Origin of the sequence: Citrobacter sp. Awk 2, assembly GCF_028069815.1 — a bacterium.
In the GTDB taxonomy this organism is placed as follows: Bacteria; Pseudomonadota; Gammaproteobacteria; order Enterobacterales; family Enterobacteriaceae; genus Citrobacter.
This window is the reverse complement of record NZ_JANEWL010000013.1, coordinates 1-22,148: the sequence shown is the minus strand read 5'-3', so window position 1 is coordinate 22,148 and position 22,148 is coordinate 1. Positions and strand designations below refer to the sequence as shown.

The following is a 22,148-nucleotide window of genomic DNA, read 5'->3' as shown; positions in this document are numbered from 1 at the left end:
TTTCTCGCCGTGGATGAATAACTGTAGCGGGAAAGGAGAAGTTTGACTATGCGTGCGTGATGACTTCGAACGAATCAGAGCATCAAAGAGCGCGATCACATGGCCAGCGCGTCATCCTGAGAAGGACTCACTTGCACAATTTCAACCTGCTGTGACTGCAGGAGATTGTGCAACGCTGGGCCAGGATACTCATCGGTGAACAGCGCAGTTACCTGCGACACATTACCAATCTCTACTGCAGCAGAGGCCGTGTATTTCGTATGATCCGCTGCCAGCAGAATGTGTCGTGAATGGGACATCATCGTTTTGACTACACTGGCTTCGTTAACATCAAATTCCAGCAGCGCACCATCGCTTTCAATCGCACCCACACTGGTCACCAGATAATCGGCGCGAAAATCAGCGACAAACGCTGTAGCAGAAGGGCCGATAATACCGCTGTTATGCGGGCGCAGCGTCCCTCCGGGAACCATCACCTCAAAACGCGGGTTGTTATACAGAATATGCGCCACGCGCAGGCTGTTAGTGATGATGCGCAAATGGTTATGATTTAACAGCGCCCGCGCAACCTGCTCAACGGTAGTACCAATGGTAATAAACACCGTTGAGCCGTCGGGAATGTAGTCAGCCACCGCTTCCGCGATGGCTTTTTTCTCTTCCGTCCAGGAGACTTCACGCTGTTCGAACGCCGTATTGACCACGCTGGAGGCTCTGCCTGCTCCGCCATGATGACGCGTAATTAATCCCTGTTCGCTTAACTTACGAATATCACGACGCACGGTCTGGGTGGAAACATCCAGCAGACTGGCAAGTTCGTCAATATTCATATAACCGCGCTCGCTAATCAGCATCAGCAGTTGATCGTGTCGCGGGTTACCGGTCAGTTCGGTAAGACTCATGAAATTTCCTCGAAAAACCATTGCCCTGGCATTTTATACAAAAAGTGACAGAAAAGATCGGGTTTGATCACAGTCAGGGATCCCCGCACGTCCACCCGGACGCGTACACTTCAGTGCCGCGACGCCACTGGCGAACCTGACGGCCTCTTCCTGCGCGCTCCCACAGGCCAGACTAAATGCCAGCGCACCATGAAAAACATCACCGGCACCGGTGGTATCGACCACATCGACTGAAAATCCTGGCTGATGCTGCACTGCATTATCTTTTATCCAGTCACACCCCTCACTGCCACGCGTCACATAAACATGACCATTTGTGAGCATTTGTGCTTTTTTCAGTCCAGAATCAGGCTCCGTTGTCCCTGTCAGTCGCGCCAGTCCAGGTTCAGAGAACGCAGCATGATCGCTCAATGCCACCAGTTCACTGATGTCCTGCGGCGTAACGTCGCCATCCAGCACGGTCATCACCCCCGACTGACGCGCTAGCGTGAAGGCCTGTTTTGCCCCTTCGTGCCAGCGCACATCCGCCAACACCACATCCCACTGAGAAAAATCGATCTCCTTCAGCCAATCAGCATCCGGCAGTAAATCCGGGCTGGGGTAGTTAACGATAATTCGCTCTCCCTTCGCGTCGACCATAATCGCCGACTGTGAAGAGTTCGCCCCTGCATAGCGCCGGGTGTAACGGGTGTTTACCCCCAGGGATTCCAGCTCCGCCAGCAGGCTGTTTCCGGTGTCGTCATCGCCCACACGGCCAATAAAGTCCACCTGTGCGCCCAGCTTCGCCGCAGCCACAGCCGCCGTCGCAGCAGGCCCACCGCCCACTTCGGTATACCGCTTCGCCACATATTTACCTCCTTCAGTCGGTAAACCTTCTACGTAATAGATGCGATCCATCACGGTAATACCCACACAAGCAATACGAATCATGTTCATTCCTTAGGCGTTTCAAGATGGGATCATTTTAATTTCACAAAATGTTTAAAAAGTGACGGCTGTCAATTTTTTGACCATAAATTACAAATACGATCAAAAACAGACAGAAACAGACGATTTTAAATGACAGAAAATGACATCCACGTCTCAGGAGAACGTTATGGCAGTTATAGCATTTATCGGATTAGGTCAGATGGGTTCCCCCATGGCGAGCAACTTGCTAAAGCAGGGTCATCAACTCAGCGTCTTTGACGTTAACCCGGATGCTGTTCAGTGCCTGGTGGAAAAAGGGGCACAGCCTGCCAGCAGCCCGGCTCAGGCAGCAAACGGCGCGGAGTTTGTCATCACGATGCTGCCAAACGGCGATCTGGTGCGCTGCGTCTTGTTGGGTGAACAAGGCGTTTGCGAGAGCCTGTCGCCACAAGCGCTGGTCATTGATATGTCCACTATCCATCCGCTGCAGACCGACAAACTGATTAGCGACATGGAGGCCAGAGGTTTCGGCATGATGGATTGCCCTGTCGGGCGCACCTCCGATCATGCGATCGCAGGCACGCTACTGCTGCTGGCTGGCGGAACGGCTGAGCAGGTAGAACGCGCCACACCGGTTCTGATGGCGATGGGTAATGAATTAATCAATGCCGGCGGTCCCGGTATGGGTATCCGCGTCAAACTCATCAACAACTACATGAGCATTGCGCTAAATGCGCTCTCCGCCGAAGCCGCCGTGTTGTGCGAAGCACTCGGCCTCTCCTTCGATGTGGCCCTGAAAGTGATGAGCGGGACGCCTGCCGGAAAAGGTCACTTCACCACCTCCTGGCCGAACAAAGTGCTGAAAGGCGATCTTTCCCCGGCCTTCATGATCGACTTAGCCCACAAGGATCTTGGCATCGCCCTGGATGTGGCGAATCAACTGCACGTGCCGATGCCGCTTGGTGCGGCATCCCGCGAAGTCTATAACCAGGCACGCGCCGCTGGCCGTGGCCGGGAAGACTGGACGGCCATTCTTGAACAGGTTCGCGCATCCGCCGGGCTAAATAAACACACAGATAAGTAAGGACTGAACAATGACGAAGTACACCCTGAAAGACATCACCCGAGCTTCCGGCGGTTTTGCCATGCTGGCAGTCGATCAGCGCGAAGCCATGCGCTTAATGTTTGCCGCTGCGGGTGCGAAATCCCCGGTGAGCGACAGCGTGCTGACTGATTTCAAAGTGAATGCAGCGAAGATCCTTTCTCCCTATGCCTCTGCGATCCTGGTCGATCAGCAGTTCTGCTACCGCCAGGTAGTGGAACAACATGCCATCGCGAAAAGCTGCGGCATGATTGTGGCCGCGGATGAGTTCATTCCGGGTAATGGTATTCCGGTCGATAGCGTGGTGATTGATAAAAAAATCGACCCGCAGGCCGTGAAACAGGACGGCGCGAAGGCGCTGAAGCTGCTGGTACTGTGGCGCAGCGACGAAGATGCCCAACAGCGTCTTGATATGGTGAAAGAATTCAATGAGCTATGCCATTCCAATGGCCTGCTGAGCATTATCGAACCGGTTGTGCGTCCACCGCGCCGTGGCGATAAGTTCGATCGTGAACAGGCCATTATCGAGGCCGCAAAAGAGCTGGGTGACAGCGGCGCCGATCTCTACAAGGTCGAAATGCCGCTGTACGGCAAAGGTACCCAACAAGAACTGCTTAGCTCCTCCCAGCGCCTGAATGAAAACATCAACATGCCGTGGGTCATTCTCTCCTCTGGTGTGGATGAAAAACTGTTCCCGCGCGCGGTCAGCGTAGCAATGACCGCTGGCGCATCCGGCTTCCTGGCCGGACGTGCGGTGTGGTCATCGGTTGTTGGCCTGCCGGATACCGAACTGATGCTGCGTGATGTTTCCGCGCCTAAATTGCAACGTCTTGGCGATATCGTCGATGAAATGATGGCCCGTCGCCGCTAATACGAGGATCAAAGAATGAAATGGTTTAACACACTGAGCCACAACCGATGGCTGGAGCAGGAAACTGACCGCATCTTTAACTTTGGCAAAAATGCTGCTGTCCCTACCGGATTTGGCTGGCTGGGTAACAAGGGGCAAATTAAAGAAGAGATGGGGACTCATCTATGGATTACTGCCCGAATGTTACACGTTTACTCTGTGGCAGCGGCTATGGGCAGGCCAGGGGCATATGATCTGGTTGATCACGGCATCAAGGCTATGAATGGCGCGTTACTAGATAAAAAATATGGTGGTTGGTATGCCTGCGTGAATGACGAAGGCGTGATGGATGCCTCCAAGCAAGGGTATCAACACTTTTTTGCACTGCTGGGCGCAGCCAGCGCAGTAACAACCGGGCATCCTGAAGCCAGGAAATTACTGGATTACACCATAGAAGTTATTGAGAAATACTTCTGGAGTGAAGAAGAGCAGATGTGTCTGGAATCCTGGGACGAAGCTTTCAGCCAGACGGAAGATTACCGCGGCGGTAACGCCAACATGCATGCGGTCGAGGCTTTCCTGATCGTTTATGACGTTACCCATGACAAAAAATGGCTGGATCGCGCTATCAGAATCGCATCCGTCATCATTCATGATGTAGCCAGAAACAACCATTACCGTGTGAATGAGCACTTTGATGCTCAATGGAATCCTATCCGCGACTATAACAAAGAAAATCCAGCACACCGTTTCCGTGCATTTGGCGGCACACCAGGCCATTGGATCGAATGGGGTCGTTTAATGCTGCATATCCACGCAGCGCTGGAAGCCAGATGCGAACAACCCCCAGCATGGCTGCTGGAAGATGCTAAAGGTTTGTTCCACGCTACAGTACGCGATGCCTGGGCTCCAGATGGGGCAGACGGCATTGTGTATACCGTTGATTGGGAAGGGAAACCCGTTGTACGTGAACGTGTACGCTGGCCTATTGTAGAAGCGATGGGGACAGCCTATGCCCTCTATACCGTAACAGGGGATCGTCAATACGAAACCTGGTATCAGACATGGTGGGATTACTGCATTAAATACCTGATGGACTATGAAAATGGTTCATGGTGGCAAGAGTTGGATGCTGACAACAAAGTGACCACCAAAGTCTGGGACGGTAAGCAGGACATTTATCACCTGCTGCACTGCCTGGTAATCCCACGCATTCCGCTCGCTCCAGGGCTGGCTCCAGCCGTAGCAGCAGGTTTGTTAGATATCAATGCGAAATAAATAAGCCTGGTAAAGACGGCATATCAGCAAATGAATGTTGCATATGCCGTTGTTTAATAAGGATATCTAATATTAAGGTGATATGTATGCATAGTGGTGGGAATACGATATTACTCGCTGCAGGTGATTACCGGGCGCAAATAGTTTCAGTTGGTGCCGGTCTTGCCGAATTAACCTGGCAGGGCAAACATCTGGTTATACCTCATAAACCAGAAGAGATGCCTCTTGCTCATCTGGGTAAGGTATTAATCCCTTGGCCAAATCGTATTGCCAATGGCATCTATCAGCATGATGGGCATGAGTATCAGCTACCGATTAATGAACATGGTTCTAATACCGCTATTCACGGTTTACTTGCATGGCGAGACTGGCAAATTGATGAATTAACGGCAGAAAAAGCCTCATTTTCCATATTTCTGCCACCAAGCTATGGCTACCCATTCGCATTGATCTCACGAGTGATTTACTCACTGGACGCAACAACTGGGCTGTCCGTTGAGATAATTAGCCAAAATGTCGGCGATAAATCAGCACCTTACGGAGTCGGTATTCACCCTTATTTAACCTGTGATTTAACGCCTGTTGATGACTATACGCTGCTGCTTCCTGCAAATGAGGTTTTTGCTTTCGATACACAGTCTAACTCAACAACGTTACTTCGCGTCGATGAGCTGAATTTGGACTATTCCGTCCAACAAAAAATCGGTGATAAACGGATTGATCATACTTTCAAAACTTGCGGCGAGCGGTGGGAGGCGAAAATTATTAACGAACAACAGCAGTTGGCTGTTAGTTTGTGTTCCGATCAGCCGTGGCTTCAGGTCTATAGTGGCGAAAAGTTGAATCGTCAGGGATTAGCTATCGAGCCGATGAGTTGTCCACCTAATGCCTTTAACTCTGGGATCGACTTACTATTACTTAAACCAAAACAGCAGCATACATTATTTTTTAATATTCACGGTGAATGCATATAGTTCAAGTATTTATTTGTGCAGGATACCCATTACCCTGACTTAAAAAGTTCACGGTAATATTTTAGAATTTGATAATGAAGGAATTATAATGGATTTCTTTAATTTATTTACACCTGATGGCGTGATGTTGGAATCTAATGTTATATACACCGTTATCGCCTTAATGTTTCTTTATACATTCGTAGGAATATGTGCTGGCTTTGGTGGTGGATTGACAACCATGCCGCTCATCACCCTGATGCTACCGGTAAAAATGGCAACACCACTTTCTGTTATTGTAGGAACAGCAACCGCCATTTATGCCACATGGTTATCTCGTAAAGAAACGGACTGGCGATCGGCTGCCGTTCTTATCGGCTTCTCTTTCCTTGGCATTCCGGTAGGTTTATATGCACTTTCCTATCTGCCTGACCACATTATGAAAATAGGATTGGGCGGTTTTCTTATTCTCTACTCATTCTACAGTATGTTTATTCCTCGCCTACCCATCTATGACAGACGTTGGATTGCGGCGCCGTTAGGGGCAGTTGCTGGTGCGTTAGGAGCGGCCTTTTCCACAAACGGACCACCAGTTGTGATGTATGGAATGCTACGTAACCTGGGTCCAGCCGCTTTTCGCGGTACGCTGAATGCGTTCTTTACGGCTAACAACATTGCCGTTGTCGGCGGTCTGGCAACGAGTGGAATATTAACAATTTCGACATTTAAACTGGTTATTTTCTGTATTCCTACAATGATACTCGGTTCCTTGGTTGGGCAATATGTGCATAAGCGCATTTCGGTAAAAGTATTCCGTGTTTTAGTATTTTTATTATTAATCGCTTCGGGTGCAATGTTAATAAAAGGTGCATTGGGTATTTCAGCTATCACTGCGCTTCTACCACCATTTGTGTTGTTGGCGGTATTACAAATGCTTTTAGGTAAAAAAATTGCTGAGATTCGTAAAGTGGATGCTAGCAAATAATAAGAGTTTGTCTTGTTCAAGCGCTACTTAAGGGTAGCGCATAACTATTTAAGGCTAATGAATAATAGCAAACCATAACCAATCAGTATGCTCGCGTTCCTCAATTTCATGGAGAATATTTTATGAGCTCGCAAAGTAGGCATTTATCCTCTGTCCTGATAGAAAAGAATATTGATGGCTTTACGCTAACCTACCACCAGCGCCTGATTTTACGCCATAGTGCCGAAAACCCCTGCCTGTGGATCGGCACAGGGGTTGCCGATATTGATATGTTCCGCGGTAACTTCAGCATTAAAGACAAGCTCAATGAGAAAATTGCCCTAACCGACGCCACGGTCAGCGAATCCCCGAACGGTTGGCGTGTAGATTTCAGCCGCGGTAATACCATCACTGCCACACTACACATTTCCACCGATGAACAGGGTCGCCTGAAGCTGGATCTGCATAACGACGATCTCAGCCATAACCGCATTTGGTTGCGTCTGGCCGCCAGGGCGGACGACCACATCTACGGCTGCGGTGAACAGTTCTCTTACTTCGACTTACGCGGTAAACCGTTCCCGCTGTGGACCAGCGAACAGGGCGTGGGCCGTAACAAAAACAGCTATGTCACCTGGCAGGCGGATTGCAAAGAGAACGCCGGCGGCGACTACTACTGGACCTTCTTCCCGCAACCAACCTTTGTCAGCACGCAGAAGTACTACTGCCACGTTGATAACAGCTGCTACATGAATTTCGACTTCAGCGCGCCGGAGTATCACGAGCTGGCGCTGTGGGAAGACAAAACCACCCTGCGCGTTGAGTGCGCCGAGACTTACATTTCGCTGCTGGAGAAACTAACCGCATTGTTAGGTCGCCAGCCAGAACTGCCGGACTGGATTTACGATGGTGTGACACTCGGTATCCAGGGCGGTACTGAGGTTTGCCAGAACAAACTGGATACCATGCGTAATGCGGGCGTGAAGGTAAACGGCATCTGGGCGCAGGACTGGTCCGGGATCCGCATGACCTCCTTTGGTAAACGTGTGATGTGGAACTGGAAGTGGAACAGCGACAACTATCCACAACTGGACAGTCGTATTAAACAGTGGAAAGAAGAAGGTGTGCAGTTCCTCTCTTATATCAACCCCTATGTTGCCAGCGATAAAGACCTGTGCGCGGAAGCCGCAGCACGTGGGTATCTGGCGAAAGATGCCTCCGGCGATGACTATCTGGTTGAGTTCGGCGAGTTTTATGGCGGCGTGGTCGACCTGACCAACCCCGAAGCCTACGACTGGTTCAAAGAGGTCATCAAAAAGAACATGATCGCGCTGGGCTGCGGCGGCTGGATGGCGGACTTCGGTGAATATCTGCCGACCGACACATATCTGCATAACGGCGTCAGCGCCGAGATCATGCATAACGCCTGGCCCGCGCTGTGGGCGAAATGTAACTACGAAGCGTTACAGGAAACCGGCAAGCTTGGTGAAATCCTGTTCTTTATGCGCGCGGGTTACACCGGTAGTCAAAAGTATTCCACCATGATGTGGGCTGGCGATCAGAACGTTGACTGGAGCCTCGACGATGGCCTGGCTTCCGTCGTTCCTGCGGCGCTGTCGCTGGCGATGACCGGCCACGGCCTGCACCACAGCGATATTGGCGGTTACACCACGCTGTTTGACATGAAACGCAGCAAAGAGCTGTTGCTGCGCTGGTGTGATTTTAGCGCCTTCACGCCGATGATGCGCACCCACGAAGGTAACCGCCCCGGCGATAACTGGCAGTTTGATGGTGATGCTGAAACCATTGCCCACTTTGCCCGTATGACCACCGTGTTCACCACCCTGAAACCGTACCTCAAACAGGCCGTCGCACAAAACAGCGCCACCGGGCTACCGGTTATGCGCCCATTGTTCCTGCACTACGAAAACGATACGCAAACCTACACCCTGAAATATCAGTACCTGCTGGGACAGGATCTGCTGGTCGCACCGGTTCATGAGCAGGGTAAGCACGACTGGACGCTTTATCTACCAGAGGACAACTGGGTCAACGTCTGGACAGGGGAAACTTCTCAGGGCGGTGACATCACCGTGGATGCGCCAATTGGCAAGCCTCCGGTGTTTTATCGCGCGAAGAGTGAGTGGGCGTCACTGTTTGCCACGTTACGCAACATCTAATACGGCTCGCCCGCGGGGAAACTCACGGGCACATGGAGAATAATAATGAGTCAGACCTCTGCTGATCCGGCAATGCTACGCCTGCCACTTAAAGAAAAAATAGCTTATGGCATAGGCGATCTGGGTTCCAATATTCTGCTGGATATTGGCACACTCTATTTGTTGAAATTTTATACTGATGTCCTCGGTCTTCCGGGAACCTATGGTGGGATTATCTTCTTAATCGCTAAATTCTTTACCGCATTTACCGATATGGGCACTGGTATTGTGCTCGACTCGCGGCGAAAAATAGGACCGAAAGGTAAATTTCGCCCTTTCGTTCTGTATGGATCATTCCCAGTAGCACTGCTGGCTACAGCCAACTTTATAGGGACACCGTTAGAAATTACGGGCAAAACGGTCGTCGCAACGCTGTTGTTTATGCTGTATGGATTGTGCTACAGCCTGATGAACTGCTCTTATGGCGCGATGGTGCCAGCCATAACCAAAAATCCAAATGAACGTGCCTCGCTAGCCGCCTGGCGCCAGGGTGGATCCACCTTAGGCCTTCTCATTGGCACCGTTGCGTTTGTACCGGTAATGAATTTGATTGAAGGCAATCAACAGCTGCAATATGCCGTTACGGCTGCTCTTTTCTCGTTATGCGGGCTGCTATTTATGTGGCTTTGCTATGCGGGTGTCAAAGAGCGTTATGTTGAGGTCAAACAGGCTGATTCCGCACAAAAAGCAGGAATTTTGCAATCCTTCCGCGCAATCGCGGGTAATCGCCCACTGTTTATTTTGTGCGTTGCCAACCTCTGCACCCTTGCGGCATTTAATGTCAAACTGGCGATTCAAGTCTATTACACCCAGTACGTGCTGAACGATCCGATTATTTTGTCCTATATGGGCTTCTTCAGCATGGGTTGTATATTCATCGGCGTCTTTTTGATGCCCGCCGCAGTTCGCCGCTTTGGTAAGAAAAAAGTCTATATCGGCGGACTGATAATTTGGGCCGTGGGCGATCTGCTTAACTACGGCTTCGGCGACACTTCGGTGAGTTTCGTGGCCTTCTCCTGCCTGGCATTCTTCGGTTCAGCATTCGTTAACAGTCTGAACTGGGCGCTGGTCTCAGATACAGTGGAATATGGCGAATGGCGTACTGGTGTTCGTTCCGAAGGGACAGTTTATACCGGGCTCACCTTCTTTCGCAAAATGTCCCAGGCGCTGGCTGGATTTTTCCCTGGATGGATGCTTACACAAATTGGTTACGTCCCAAACGTGGTGCAATCGGCCAGCACCGTTGAAGGATTACGTCAGTTGATCTTCATATATCCTTGTGTGCTAGCGGTGCTCGCCATGATTACAATGGGCTGTTTTTACAACCTCAACGAGAAAATGTACTTCCGTATCGTTGAAGAAATAGAAGCGCGTAAACGTACTGCTTAACAATAATAATTAATGACGCCCTTCGGGGCGTTGAAAGGAGTGGTTATGCCTGACCATGATCCGCTAACGCTAAAATTAAGCCTGAAAGAAAAACTCGCTTACGGCGCGGGTGATATTGGCTCCAATCTAATGCTAAGCATTGGCACATTGTATTTGCTCAAGTTTTACACAGATGAGCTAGGAATGCCTGCATATTATGGGGGGGTTATTTTTCTTATAGCAAAATTCTTTACTGCATTTACAGATATGCTAACCGGATTTCTTCTCGACTCTCAAAAAAACATAGGTTCCAGGGGGAAATTCAGACCTTTTATTCTGTATGCAGCTGTACCATCCGCAATTATTGCGACAGTTCAGTTTATTGCTACAACATTTAGCCTGCCGCTCAAGACTGCTATTGCCACTGGTCTATTTATGCTATTCGGTCTATTTTACAGTCTAATGAACTGTTCATATGGCGCCATGATTCCAGCAATAACAAAAAATCCAAATGAACGAGCACAACTGGCAGCTTTTCGACAAGGTGGGGCAACAATAGGTTTATTAATCTGTACGGTTGCTTTTATTCCTCTTCAATCTTTATTCTCTACAACTACCATTGGTTATGGTTGTGCAGCCTTAATTTTCTCTATCTTTGGTTTTGTTTTTATCATGTTATGTTATAAAGGAACCAAAGAACATTACATTGAGCCCCCCTCTCCGGGGCATAAAACAAGCATAATCAAATCATTTTGTGCAATTTTTCACAACCCACCACTATTAGTTCTATGCATTTCAAATTTGTGTACACTCGCAGCATTTAATATCAAGCTCGCCATTCAGGTTTATTATACCCAATATGTACTAAATGACATTAACCTATTATCCTGGATGGGTTTTTTTAGTATGGGTTGCGTAATTATTGGTGTTTTGTTAGTCCCCTGGACCGTGAAATGCTTTGGCAAGAAACGCGTATATTTAGCAGGTATGGTTTTATGGGCCGCTGGCGATATTTTAAATTATTTTTGGGGTTATAACTCCTTTTATTTTGTGATTTTCTCTTGCTTAGCCTTCTTCGGAACCGCTTTTGTTAACAGCCTGAATTGGGCGCTGGTCCCTGATACGGTCGATTATGGAGAGTGGAAAACGGGGATCCGCGCTGAAGGTTCCGTCTATACGGGTTATACCTTTTCACGCAAAATTTCTGCGGCGCTGGCCGGTTTCCTGCCAGGTATTATGCTGACGCAAATCGGTTATATCCCCAATATCGTCCAGAGTGATGCAACCTTGCTGGGTTTGCGCCAGCTTATTTTTCTCTGGCCCTGTGGGCTGGCAATTATTGCGGCCATCACGATGGGATTTTTTTATAAACTCAGCGAAGCCCGTTTTGCTTTTATCATTGAGGAAATCAGTCAACGGAAGAAAAATAACATTCAACCAGAACGCATTAGCCATAAAAAGAAAGCCTCTGCTGTAAACATATAAAAATAATTGCCGCTTATTCCATCTTAATGGATGGCGGCCTCCCTACGCTTAAAAAATGGATTTATTATGAAAAAATTAAATACAATAATTCTCTTATCCTCTGTGGCATCCACCTCTGTTTTCGCCGGCGCTTATGTAGAGAACCGTGAAGCTTACAATCTGGCCTCCGATCAGATGGAGGTCATGCTGCGCGTCGGCTATAACTCTGATATGGGTGCGGGTATCATGCTCACCAACACCTACACCATGCAACGCAAAGATGAGTTAAAACACGGCTATAACGAAATAGAGGGCTGGTATCCGTTATTTAAACCGACAGATAAATTAACCATCCAGCCCGGTGGACTGATAAACGATAAGAGTACGGGTTCCGGTGGTGCTGCTTATCTGGATGTTAACTATAAATTTACCCCATGGTTTAATCTTACCGTGCGTAACCGATATAACCATAATAACTACAGCTCAACCGATCTAAACGGTGACCAGGACAATAATGATACCTATGAAATAGGTAACTACTGGAATTTTACTATCACCGATAAGTTTTCCTATACCTTTGAGCCGCACTATTTTATTCGAGTGAATGACTTCAATAGCAGCAACGGAAAAGATCATCACTGGGAAATTACGAATACCTTCAAGTATCGTATCAATGAACACTGGTTACCCTACCTGGAACTACGCTGGTTAGATCGCAATGTGGAACCTTATCACCGCGAACAAAATCAAATTCGTGTCGGGGCTAAGTATTTCTTCTAATCCTTCCGAAATAAAAAAAGCCGCTGATAATCAGCGGCTTTTTTGTGCTTACCTGAAAAAGAGCGTTAATTACTCTTCTTTCGCGCCACGCATTGCACGGCGACGATCGTTTTCAGTCAGGTGACGTTTACGAATACGGATAGAAGTTGGTGTTACTTCTACCAGTTCGTCGTCATCGATGAATTCCAGAGCCTGCTCCAGAGTCATCTTAACCGGCGGAACCAGAACCGTTGCTTCGTCAGTACCGGACGCACGCATGTTGGTCAGTTTCTTACCGGTCAGGCAGTTTACAGTCAGGTCGTTAGAACGACTGTGAATACCGATGATCTGGCCTTCGTAAACTTCAGCACCGTGACCCAGGAACAGCTTACCGCGGTCCTGCAGGCTGAACAGTGCGAACGCAACTGCTTTACCCTGGCCGTTGGAAATCAGTACGCCGTTCTGACGCTGACCCACATCACCCGCACGAACGTCGTCGTAGTGGCTGAAAGTGGAGTACAGCAGACCGGTACCGGAAGTCATGGTCATGAATTCTGAACGGAAGCCGATCAGACCACGGCTTGGGATCACGTAGTCAAGACGTACGCGGCCTTTGCCATCTGGATTCATGTTTTTCAGGTCGCCTTTACGCTCACCCAGAGCCTGCATCACAGACCCCTGATGCTGTTCTTCGACGTCCAGCGTTACGTTCTCGAACGGCTCTTGTTTACGGCCATCGATTTCGCGGAAGATTACTTTCGGACGGGAAACCGCCATCTCGAAACCTTCACGACGCATGTTTTCGATCAGAACTGACAGGTGCAGCTCACCACGACCGGATACACGGAACGCATCCGCATCTTCGGTTTCTTCAACGCGCAGCGCAACGTTATGCACCAGCTCTTTGTTCAGGCGGTCAAGGATCTGACGAGAGGTAACATATTTACCTTCTTTACCACAGAACGGAGAGGTGTTTACGCAGAAGAACATGGTTACGGTCGGTTCATCAACGGACAGAGCCGGCAGCGCTTCGACGTTCTGCGGGTCGCAGATGGTGTCGGAGATGTTCAGTTCGCCCAGACCAGTGATCGCGATGATATCGCCTGCTTCGGCAATATCACTCTCGATACGTTCCAGACCCAGATGGGTCAGAACTTTACCGACTTTACCGTTACGGGTTTTGCCTTCGCTATCAATGATAGTGATCTGCTGGTTCGGTTTAACTTTACCGCGTTTGATGCGGCCGATACCGATTACGCCAACGTAGTTGTTGTAGTCCAGCTGGGAGATTTGCATCTGCAGCGGGCCATCAAGGTCTACGTTCGGAGCCGGTACGCGATCAACGATGGTCTGATACAGCGGAGTCATGTCTTCAGCCATGTCTTCGTGATCCAGACCAGCGATACCGTTCAGCGCGGAAGCGTAAACGATCGGGAAGTCCAGCTGCTCGTCGGTAGCGTCGAGGTTAACGAACAGGTCAAATACCTGGTCAACAACCCAGTCAGGACGCGCGCCAGGACGGTCAACTTTGTTGATAACAACAATTGGCTTCAGGCCATGGGCAAAGGCTTTTTTGGTCACGAAGCGCGTCTGCGGCATCGGACCGTCCATTGCATCCACCACCAGCAGCACGGAGTCGACCATGGACATTACACGTTCAACTTCACCACCGAAGTCGGCGTGCCCTGGGGTATCAACGATGTTGATACGGTAGTCATTCCATTTAATAGCGGTGTTTTTAGCGAGGATGGTAATCCCACGCTCTTTCTCCAAATCGTTGGAGTCCATCACGCGCTCTTGGGTTTCAGCACGTGCATCGAACGTACCGGATTGTTGGAGCAGCTTGTCTACCAGGGTCGTTTTACCATGGTCTACGTGCGCGATGATGGCGATGTTACGCAAATTTTCGATCACAACTTTGCCTCAGGCATTTTAGAAATAGCGCGTTATTGTACACGGATTAATCGCAGTACAAAACAGGATCACAAACATCCTCCGCAAACAAGTATTGCAGAGTTTCTTTGTGATCACATTCACGGAGCGTTAAAAGGGGTAATCTGAGGTGCTTTGCACCAATATGGTGCTTAATGTTCACATTGAAGCACTATAATGGTGCAACACAACCTTCATGGTGCAGCCCCTTTGCACGATGGTGCGCATGATAACGCCTTTTAGGGGCAATTTAAAAGTTGGCACAGATTTCGCTTTATATTTTTTACGGCGACACGGCCAATTTTTGCAGAATTGAAGACTTCGTTACCACGACGACCATGACCAATCCGGGAGAGTAAGTATGTCCGCTGAACACGTTTTGACGATGCTGAATGAACACGAAGTGAAGTTTGTTGATTTGCGCTTCACCGATACCAAAGGTAAAGAACAGCACGTCACTATTCCTGCTCACCAGGTAAATGCCGAATTCTTTGAAGAAGGCAAAATGTTTGACGGCTCCTCAATCGGTGGCTGGAAAGGCATTAACGAATCAGACATGGTTCTGATGCCAGATGCTTCTACTGCACTCATCGACCCGTTCTTTGAAGAGTCTACCCTGATCATCCGTTGCGATATCCTGGAACCAGGTACGCTGCAGGGTTACGACCGCGACCCGCGCTCCATTGCGAAACGCGCTGAAGAATACCTGCGCGCTACCGGCATCGCAGACACCGTTCTGTTCGGGCCAGAGCCAGAGTTCTTCCTGTTTGACGACATCCGTTTCGGCGCGTCTATTTCCGGTTCCCACGTCGCTATCGATGATATCGAAGGCGCATGGAACTCCTCCACCAAATACGAAGGTGGCAACAAAGGTCACCGTCCTGGCGTCAAAGGCGGTTACTTCCCGGTTCCTCCGGTAGATTCTTCTCAGGACATCCGTTCTACCATGTGTCTGATCATGGAAGAGATGGGTCTGGTTGTTGAAGCGCACCACCACGAAGTCGCGACCGCTGGTCAGAACGAAATCGCAACCCGCTTTAACACCATGACTAAAAAAGCGGACGAAATTCAGATCTACAAATATGTCGTTCACAACGTTGCGCACCGTTTCGGTAAAACTGCGACCTTTATGCCAAAACCTATGTTTGGCGATAACGGTTCCGGCATGCACTGCCACATGTCCCTGTCCAAGAACGGCGTAAACCTGTTCTCTGGTGACAAATATGCAGGTCTGTCTGAGCAGGCGCTGTACTACATCGGCGGCGTTATCAAGCACGCTAAAGCGATCAACGCCCTGGCGAACCCGACCACCAACTCTTACAAGCGTCTGGTCCCGGGTTACGAAGCACCGGTCATGCTGGCTTACTCTGCCCGTAACCGTTCTGCGTCCATTCGTATTCCGGTAGTTGCTTCTCCGAAAGCGCGTCGTATCGAAGTGCGCTTCCCGGACCCGGCAGCTAACCCGTACCTGTGCTTCGCTGCACTGCTGATGGCTGGCCTGGACGGTATTAAGAACAAGATCCACCCAGGCGAAGCCATGGACAAAAACCTGTACGACCTGCCGCCGGAAGAAGCGAAAGAGATCCCACAGGTTGCAGGCTCTCTGGAAGAAGCACTGAAAGAACTGGATCTGGACCGCGAGTTCCTGACCGCAGGCGGCGTGTTCACCAATGAAGCGATCGATGCGTACATTGCGCTGCGTCGCGAAGAAGATGACCGTGTGCGCATGACTCCGCACCCGGTAGAGTTTGAGCTGTACTATAGCGTTTAATCTTATATTAAAAATCCGACGAATTTCACGTTGCGGCAAGGCGGCAACTGAGCAAGTCCCCTGGAGCATAGGTAGCTATGTGACTGGGGTGAGCGAAGGTAGCCAACGCAGCAGCGGCGCGAAAGACGTCAGGAGTTTTTGAGTTGCCGTGGAACTTTTAGCCTGCTCAGGCAGGCTTGAGATCGATGGCGAATGATAGGACGCCTGATGGCGCAAACTTATCAGGTCTGGAGGGTAGCATTACCTTGTAGGCCGGATAAGGCAAAGCCGCCATCCGGCATCTATGTTTGCCAGTCATCTGTAGCCCATCCCAGGATGGGCTTTTTTCTCCACTAACAACCTGCTTTTTCGCGCTTTTTTGATGTAAAAAGCTATAATGCACTAAATTGGTGCAACACTTTTCAGGAGACTGCTGAATGGCAACCGGCACGCTGCCCGATGCTGGGCAGATCCTCAATTCGTTAATCAACAGCATTTTACTCGTCGACGATGAGCTGGCGGTGCATTACGCCAACCCGGCGGCGCAACAGCTGCTCGCGCAAAGTTCCCGCAAACTGTTTGGCACACCGCTTCCCGATCTGTTGAGTTATTTCTCCTTAAACATCGGGCTGATGCGAGAGAGCCTGCAAGCGGGTCAGGGCTTCACGGATAACGAAGTGACGCTGGTGATAGACAGCCACTCACATATCCTCTCTGTGACCGCGCAGAGGCTGCCTGATGGCCTTATCCTGCTGGAGATGGCGCCAATGGATAACCAGCGTCGTCTGAGCCAGGAACAACTCCAGCATGCCCAGCAAATCGCCGCGCGCGATCTGGTGCGTGGTCTGGCACACGAAATTAAAAATCCGTTGGGCGGCCTGCGCGGAGCAGCTCAGCTTCTTAGCAAGGCGCTTCCGGACCCGGCGCTGACGGAATATACCAAAGTCATTATTGAGCAGGCTGACCGCCTGCGTAATCTGGTTGATCGTCTGTTGGGGCCGCAACAGCCAGGTATGCATATCACGGAAAGCATTCATAAAGTGGCAGAGCGCGTGGTGGCGCTGGTGTCGATGGAGCTTCCCGAAAACGTCACGCTGATTCGTGATTACGACCCTAGCCTGCCAGAACTGCTGCACGATCCGGATCAGATAGAACAAGTTCTGCTGAATATCGTGCGTAATGCGCTACAGGCGCTGGGGCCGGAAGGCGGAGAAATTATTCTGCGCACCCGCACCGCGTTTCAGCTCACGCTGCACGGTATGCGTTACCGTCTGGCGGCACGTATTGATGTTGAGGACAACGGTCCGGGCATTCCCTCGCATTTGCAGGATACGCTGTTCTACCCAATGGTCAGCGGCCGCGAAGGCGGTACCGGACTTGGATTATCCATCGCCCGTAATTTGATCGATCAACATTCCGGCAAAATTGAATTTACCAGTTGGCCGGGTCATACCGAATTCTCGGTTTACCTGCCTATCAGGAAATAAAGGTGACGTTTATGCAACGAGGAATAGTCTGGGTCGTTGATGACGATAGTTCCATCCGTTGGGTGCTTGAACGTGCGCTCGCAGGGGCAGGACTAAGCTGCACCACATTTGAAAGTGGTAAAGAGGTGCTGGATGCGCTGGCCAGCAAAACGCCGGACGTACTGCTGTCGGATATCCGCATGCCGGGTATGGACGGTCTGACGCTGTTAAAACAGATTAAGCAGCGTCACCCGATGCTTCCGGTCATCATAATGACCGCCCATTCCGATCTGGATGCCGCCGTCAGCGCTTACCAGCAAGGGGCGTTCGACTATCTGCCCAAACCTTTTGATATTGACGAGGCGGTAGCGCTGGTCGAGCGCGCCATCAGCCATTATCAGGAACAGCAGCAGCCGCGTAATATTCAGATCAACGGCCCGACCACCGATATCATCGGCGAAGCGCCCGCGATGCAGGATGTATTCCGCATCATTGGCCGCCTCTCCCGCTCGTCAATCAGCGTGCTGATAAACGGAGAGTCCGGGACGGGTAAAGAGCTGGTCGCCCACGCCCTGCACCGCCACAGCCCGCGCGTCAAAGCACCGTTTATCGCGCTTAACATGGCAGCCATTCCGAAAGATTTGATTGAGTCTGAGCTATTTGGCCACGAAAAAGGGGCGTTTACCGGGGCGAATACCATTCGTCAGGGGCGTTTCGAACAGGCTGATGGCGGCACCCTCTTCCTTGATGAAATTGGCGATATGCCGCTGGACGTGCAGACACGCTTGTTGCGCGTATTAGCCGATGGACAGTTTTACCGCGTTGGCGGATACGCGCCCGTAAAGGTAGATGTTCGGATTATCGCGGCCACCCACCAGAACCTGGAACTGCGCGTGCAGGAAGGCAAATTCCGTGAGGATTTGTTCCACCGTCTGAACGTAATTCGCGTCCATTTGCCCCCGCTGCGTGAGCGTCGGGAAGATATCCCCCGTCTGGCACGTCATTTCCTGCAGGAAGCCGCCCGCGAGTTGGGTGTGGAAGCCAAGCAACTCCACCCTGAAACCGAAGCGGCACTTACACGTCTGGCCTGGCCAGGTAACGTTCGTCAGCTTGAAAACACCTGTCGCTGGCTGACCGTAATGGCTGCCGGGCAGGAAGTGCTGATTCAGGACTTACCGGCCGAACTGTTTGAAGCCAGCGTGCCCGATGCGCCTTCGCATATGCAGCCAGACAGCTGGGCAACCCTGTTGGCACAGTGGGCAGACCGGGCATTGCGTTCCGGTCATCAAAACTTGCTGTCAGAGGCTCAACCGGAGATGGAGCGGACGCTGTTGACCACTGCGCTGCGTCATACCCAGGGACACAAACAGGAAGCGGCACGTTTGCTCGGCTGGGGGCGTAATACCTTGACGCGCAAGTTAAAAGAACTCGGAATGGAGTGACGAAAAGTCACTGTGTAAAGATTGATCATTGAGCGCAAATTGCTGCTATTTTGCGCTTTACTGTTCCGATGAGTTAAGTATGATCGTGCCCGGCAAACGGGGGGAAGTCATCATGTTGGAATCAATCATTAATCTGCTATCGAGCGGTGCGGTCGAAAGCCATACGCCACAAACTGCGGTTGCCGCAGTGCTGTGCGCGGCGCTGGTTGGGCTGTTTAGCTGAAGGCGCGCCGGATGGCGCTAACGCTTATCCGGCCTACAGGTTATCGCAACGTGTAGGCCCGGTAAGCAAAGCGCCACCGGACAACGTCATTAAATCACCCGAGAGAACTGCTGCATCCGCGCTTTCTGGCGTAGATAAGCATCAAAGCACATGCAAATATTACGGATCAACAGGCGACCCTTCGGCGTAACCTGAATTCCCTTCTCATCCACATCCACCAGCCCATCTTTCGCCAGTGGTGCCAACAGCTTCAGATCTTCAGCAAAATAATCCGCAAAGTTCAAATCCCATTGCTGTTCCACAGCAGCATAGTCGAGGCGGAAGTTACAGATCAGCAGCTTAATAACATCCCGACGAATGCAGTCATCGCGGGTCAGCGCAATACCGCGCCACAGTGCATTCCCTTGTTCATCAACCTGCTGATAATAGTGTTTCAGCTCTTTTTGGTTCTGTGCGTAGTTGTCGCCAATCATACTGATGGCGGATACGCCCATACCCAGCAAGTCGGTATCGCCCTGGGTGGTATAGCCCTGGAAATTCCGATGCAGAACACCTTCGCGCTGGGCAATTGCCAGTTCGTCGTCCGGGCGAGCGAAGTGATCCATTCCAATGAACTGATAGCCGGTTTCGGTTAGTGAAGAGATGGTTTCCTGCAGGATATCCAACTTTTGCTGTGCGCTGGGCAGGTCAGCATCTTTGATCTTGCGCTGGGCTGCGAAAAGCGTTGGCAGGTGCGCATAGTTAAAGACGCTCAGACGATCTGGATTCAACTCCGCCACCCGCTTCAGGGTGAAAGCAAAGCTTTCCGGCGTCTGTTTTGGCAGGCCGTAAATAAGGTCGATATTCGTCGAGGTGAAACCGATCTCACGCGCATGGTTAAGTAGCGCAAAGATAAATTCCTCGTCCTGCTCACGGTTCACCAGGCGCTGAACTTCTTTGTTGAAGTCCTGCACCCCCATGCTCAGGCGATTAAACCCTTCAGCACGTAAATGATCGAGAACATCCAGCTCGATTTCACGCGGATCCACTTCGATCGAAATTTCGGCATCCGCGTTAAACTGAAAGTTAGCCCGCAGTAGCGTCATTAAGCGGCTGATTTGCGCTTTATTTAAGTAAGTTGGTGTACCGCCACCCCAGTGTAGCTGGCTGACATGCCGTCCAGAAAACAACGGTGCGCGGTGAATAATTTCTTGCTCCAGGGCATCGAGGTATTGATCGGCTTTATGCTGCTGGCGGGTCACAATCTTATTGCAGCCACAGAAGTAACACAGTTTATGGCAGAACGGGATGTGAACGTATAACGAAAGTGGGCGCTCAGGGTAACGCGCCACGGCGTGTAAAAACGCTTCTGCACCGTAGTCTTCAGAGAACTCCAGCGCGGTCGGGTACGAGGTATATCGTGGCCCGGAATAGTTATATTTCTGGATCAGGGCCAGGTCCCAGTCTATTAGCTGTTCAGACATGCTCACTCCTTCCGATGGCGTCTCTGGCGGGTACGGCGTACCGGCTTAACCCCAGTGCGGGTGATAAGCCGGTTGCGCAGCCACTTCTGTCGCCGCGACAACCGCTGTAGTTTAACGAATAACCACACCAGATAACATATAACCGGAAGGGTTATAAGCAGGACGGGAAGACCCACGGTGTAAAACCGTTAGTTGCCGCCTTTCAGCAGGCGCATCATATCTTCCTGCTTTTCTTCCTCATCCTCTTCTTCGTCATCCTCGTAAGAGAGACCCAGCTTTTGCATCAGCTCGTCGATGCGATCCAGTTTGGCATCTACCCAGGCCTGATCTTCTGCGCTCAGGGTTTCTCCGGTTTCAAGACGTTCCAGCAGCGCATCCAGGCGCTCATCCGTTTCCAGTAAATCCAACTCAGCCTGTGGTGAAAGCATAGGTTTCTCACTTTTCGGTTTGTGCTGTTTGGTGACTTTTTCGGTCACACCCAATGGAATGGGGGTTTTACTGCCAATACGAGGATCTTTTTGTTTGTTTTGGTTTCCGCCACCTGATGCGCCATCACTACCGGACGCACGGCTACCCGCCGCATGACCACGGTGTTTTTTCTGGCGCTTACGGTCGCGAGCTTCCTGGTTAATTTCTTCGCGTGTTTTACGACGCGCTTTTGCAGGACCTTTACCGCGTGGTGTAGAAGTTGGTTTCATCATGATTCGTCTTTGGCTGTTTTTATTCAGTATATATTTGCGCCGGAATCTAGCAGAAATAAAGAAAAAAGGCGACAGAGTAATCTGTCGCCTTTTTTCCTGACTCTCAACCCTCAGCGGGCTCTACAATCCCTGTCGGCTATCAACACACCCTGTTTTTCCCTTAGCCTGCAACATTCCGTGTTGTTTCCATTTCCTTTTACTAACGTCTCCGGACGTTTGTCTTCCTGACAATCCCGTGTCTTCGCCTCCTGGCGCTCCTGACCCTCATCCTGAGTCGTTTATCCTGTCAGCTTCCTCGCTATGGACACTACTTTACCTTTTTAAGGTAAACGCACAAGTAAGCCAGGTAACAGTTTCCATTAATCAGAATTCCAATAAAGATATAATCATATGATTTATATATATT

Annotated in this window: 18 protein-coding genes and 1 pseudogene; 13 read left to right on the top strand and 6 right to left on the bottom strand. The window is 50.4% G+C overall.

The features are described 5' to 3' along the window. Window positions 1-95 precede the first annotated feature (95 nt). Complete coding sequence (locus NNO02_RS05700) at window positions 96-899, bottom strand: DeoR/GlpR family DNA-binding transcription regulator (RefSeq protein ID WP_202037272.1); 804 nt, start codon at window positions 897-899, stop codon at window positions 96-98. Window positions 900-932: 33 nt separating this feature from the next. Beyond that, window positions 933-1,829: a sugar kinase gene (locus NNO02_RS05695; RefSeq protein WP_271454377.1), complete on the bottom strand. Its 897-nt coding sequence runs from the start codon at window positions 1,827-1,829 to the stop codon at window positions 933-935. A gap of 166 nt (window positions 1,830-1,995) precedes the next feature. Here NNO02_RS05695 and yihU point away from each other — a divergent pair, with 166 nt between their 5' ends. From yihU to ompL, 9 genes are all read left to right on the top strand, one after another. Further along, window positions 1,996-2,892, top strand: coding sequence for a sulfolactaldehyde 3-reductase (gene yihU, locus NNO02_RS05690; protein WP_271441461.1), 897 nt, complete (start codon window positions 1,996-1,998; stop codon window positions 2,890-2,892). Window positions 2,893-2,902: 10 nt separating this feature from the next. Continuing rightward, window positions 2,903-3,781, top strand: coding sequence for a sulfofructosephosphate aldolase (gene yihT, locus NNO02_RS05685; RefSeq protein WP_271454376.1), 879 nt, complete (start codon window positions 2,903-2,905; stop codon window positions 3,779-3,781). Between the two features lie 15 nt (window positions 3,782-3,796). Further along, window positions 3,797-5,038, top strand: coding sequence for a sulfoquinovose isomerase (gene yihS / locus NNO02_RS05680; RefSeq protein WP_023217874.1), 1,242 nt, complete (start codon window positions 3,797-3,799; stop codon window positions 5,036-5,038). A gap of 71 nt (window positions 5,039-5,109) precedes the next feature. After that, window positions 5,110-6,012: an aldose-1-epimerase gene (locus tag NNO02_RS05675; RefSeq protein WP_249357512.1), complete on the top strand. Its 903-nt coding sequence runs from the start codon at window positions 5,110-5,112 to the stop codon at window positions 6,010-6,012. Between the two features lie 88 nt (window positions 6,013-6,100). Continuing rightward, complete coding sequence (locus tag NNO02_RS05670; RefSeq protein WP_137381420.1) at window positions 6,101-6,976, top strand: sulfite exporter TauE/SafE family protein; 876 nt, start codon at window positions 6,101-6,103, stop codon at window positions 6,974-6,976. A 122-nt stretch (window positions 6,977-7,098) separates the two neighbouring features. Then, the gene (locus NNO02_RS05665; RefSeq protein WP_271454375.1) at window positions 7,099-9,135 is read left to right on the top strand and encodes an alpha-glucosidase; all 2,037 of its coding nucleotides are present in this window, start codon (window positions 7,099-7,101) and stop codon (window positions 9,133-9,135) included. A 45-nt stretch (window positions 9,136-9,180) separates the two neighbouring features. After that, on the top strand, window positions 9,181-10,563 hold the full coding sequence (locus tag NNO02_RS05660; protein ID WP_271454374.1) for an MFS transporter: 1,383 nt from the start codon (window positions 9,181-9,183) through the stop codon (window positions 10,561-10,563). 45 nt (window positions 10,564-10,608) lie between these two features. After that, complete coding sequence (locus tag NNO02_RS05655; protein WP_271454373.1) at window positions 10,609-12,027, top strand: MFS transporter; 1,419 nt, start codon at window positions 10,609-10,611, stop codon at window positions 12,025-12,027. A 66-nt stretch (window positions 12,028-12,093) separates the two neighbouring features. Beyond that, window positions 12,094-12,786 (top strand): porin OmpL, encoded by a 693-nt coding sequence (gene ompL / locus NNO02_RS05650; protein ID WP_271454372.1) that lies wholly within the window; start codon window positions 12,094-12,096, stop codon window positions 12,784-12,786. Between the two features lie 69 nt (window positions 12,787-12,855). Here the strand turns inward: ompL and typA are convergent, their stop codons facing one another. Then, window positions 12,856-14,679, bottom strand: coding sequence for a ribosome-dependent GTPase TypA (gene typA / locus NNO02_RS05645; RefSeq protein ID WP_003028641.1), 1,824 nt, complete (start codon window positions 14,677-14,679; stop codon window positions 12,856-12,858). 379 nt (window positions 14,680-15,058) lie between these two features. On the opposite strand from typA, the gene glnA reads away from it, so the two are divergent. The 4 genes from glnA (at window position 15,059) to NNO02_RS05625 (ending at window position 19,578) form a co-directional block, all read left to right on the top strand. Beyond that, window positions 15,059-16,468 carry a glutamate--ammonia ligase gene (gene glnA / locus NNO02_RS05640; protein WP_137381412.1) on the top strand — a complete coding sequence of 470 codons (1,410 nt, stop codon included), beginning with the start codon at window positions 15,059-15,061 and terminating at the stop codon, window positions 16,466-16,468. A 416-nt stretch (window positions 16,469-16,884) separates the two neighbouring features. Continuing rightward, on the top strand, window positions 16,885-17,934 hold the full coding sequence (glnL, locus tag NNO02_RS05635) for a nitrogen regulation protein NR(II) (RefSeq protein ID WP_271441454.1): 1,050 nt from the start codon (window positions 16,885-16,887) through the stop codon (window positions 17,932-17,934). 11 nt (window positions 17,935-17,945) lie between these two features. Continuing rightward, on the top strand, window positions 17,946-19,355 hold the full coding sequence (gene glnG / locus NNO02_RS05630; RefSeq protein WP_271449545.1) for a nitrogen regulation protein NR(I): 1,410 nt from the start codon (window positions 17,946-17,948) through the stop codon (window positions 19,353-19,355). A 112-nt stretch (window positions 19,356-19,467) separates the two neighbouring features. After that, window positions 19,468-19,578, top strand: coding sequence for a YshB family small membrane protein (locus tag NNO02_RS05625; RefSeq protein ID WP_020996121.1), 111 nt, complete (start codon window positions 19,468-19,470; stop codon window positions 19,576-19,578). 89 nt (window positions 19,579-19,667) lie between these two features. Here NNO02_RS05625 and hemN read toward each other — a convergent pair whose 3' ends face one another. The 3 genes and pseudogenes from hemN to NNO02_RS05610 form a co-directional block, all read right to left on the bottom strand. After that, window positions 19,668-21,041 carry an oxygen-independent coproporphyrinogen III oxidase gene (hemN, locus tag NNO02_RS05620; protein ID WP_271441452.1) on the bottom strand — a complete coding sequence of 458 codons (1,374 nt, stop codon included), beginning with the start codon at window positions 21,039-21,041 and terminating at the stop codon, window positions 19,668-19,670. A gap of 188 nt (window positions 21,042-21,229) precedes the next feature. Beyond that, on the bottom strand, window positions 21,230-21,739 hold the full coding sequence (gene yihI / locus NNO02_RS05615) for a Der GTPase-activating protein YihI (protein ID WP_271441489.1): 510 nt from the start codon (window positions 21,737-21,739) through the stop codon (window positions 21,230-21,232). Between the two features lie 113 nt (window positions 21,740-21,852). Further along, window positions 21,853-22,050: pseudogene (locus tag NNO02_RS05610) on the bottom strand (hypothetical protein). Window positions 22,051-22,148 lie beyond the last annotated feature (98 nt).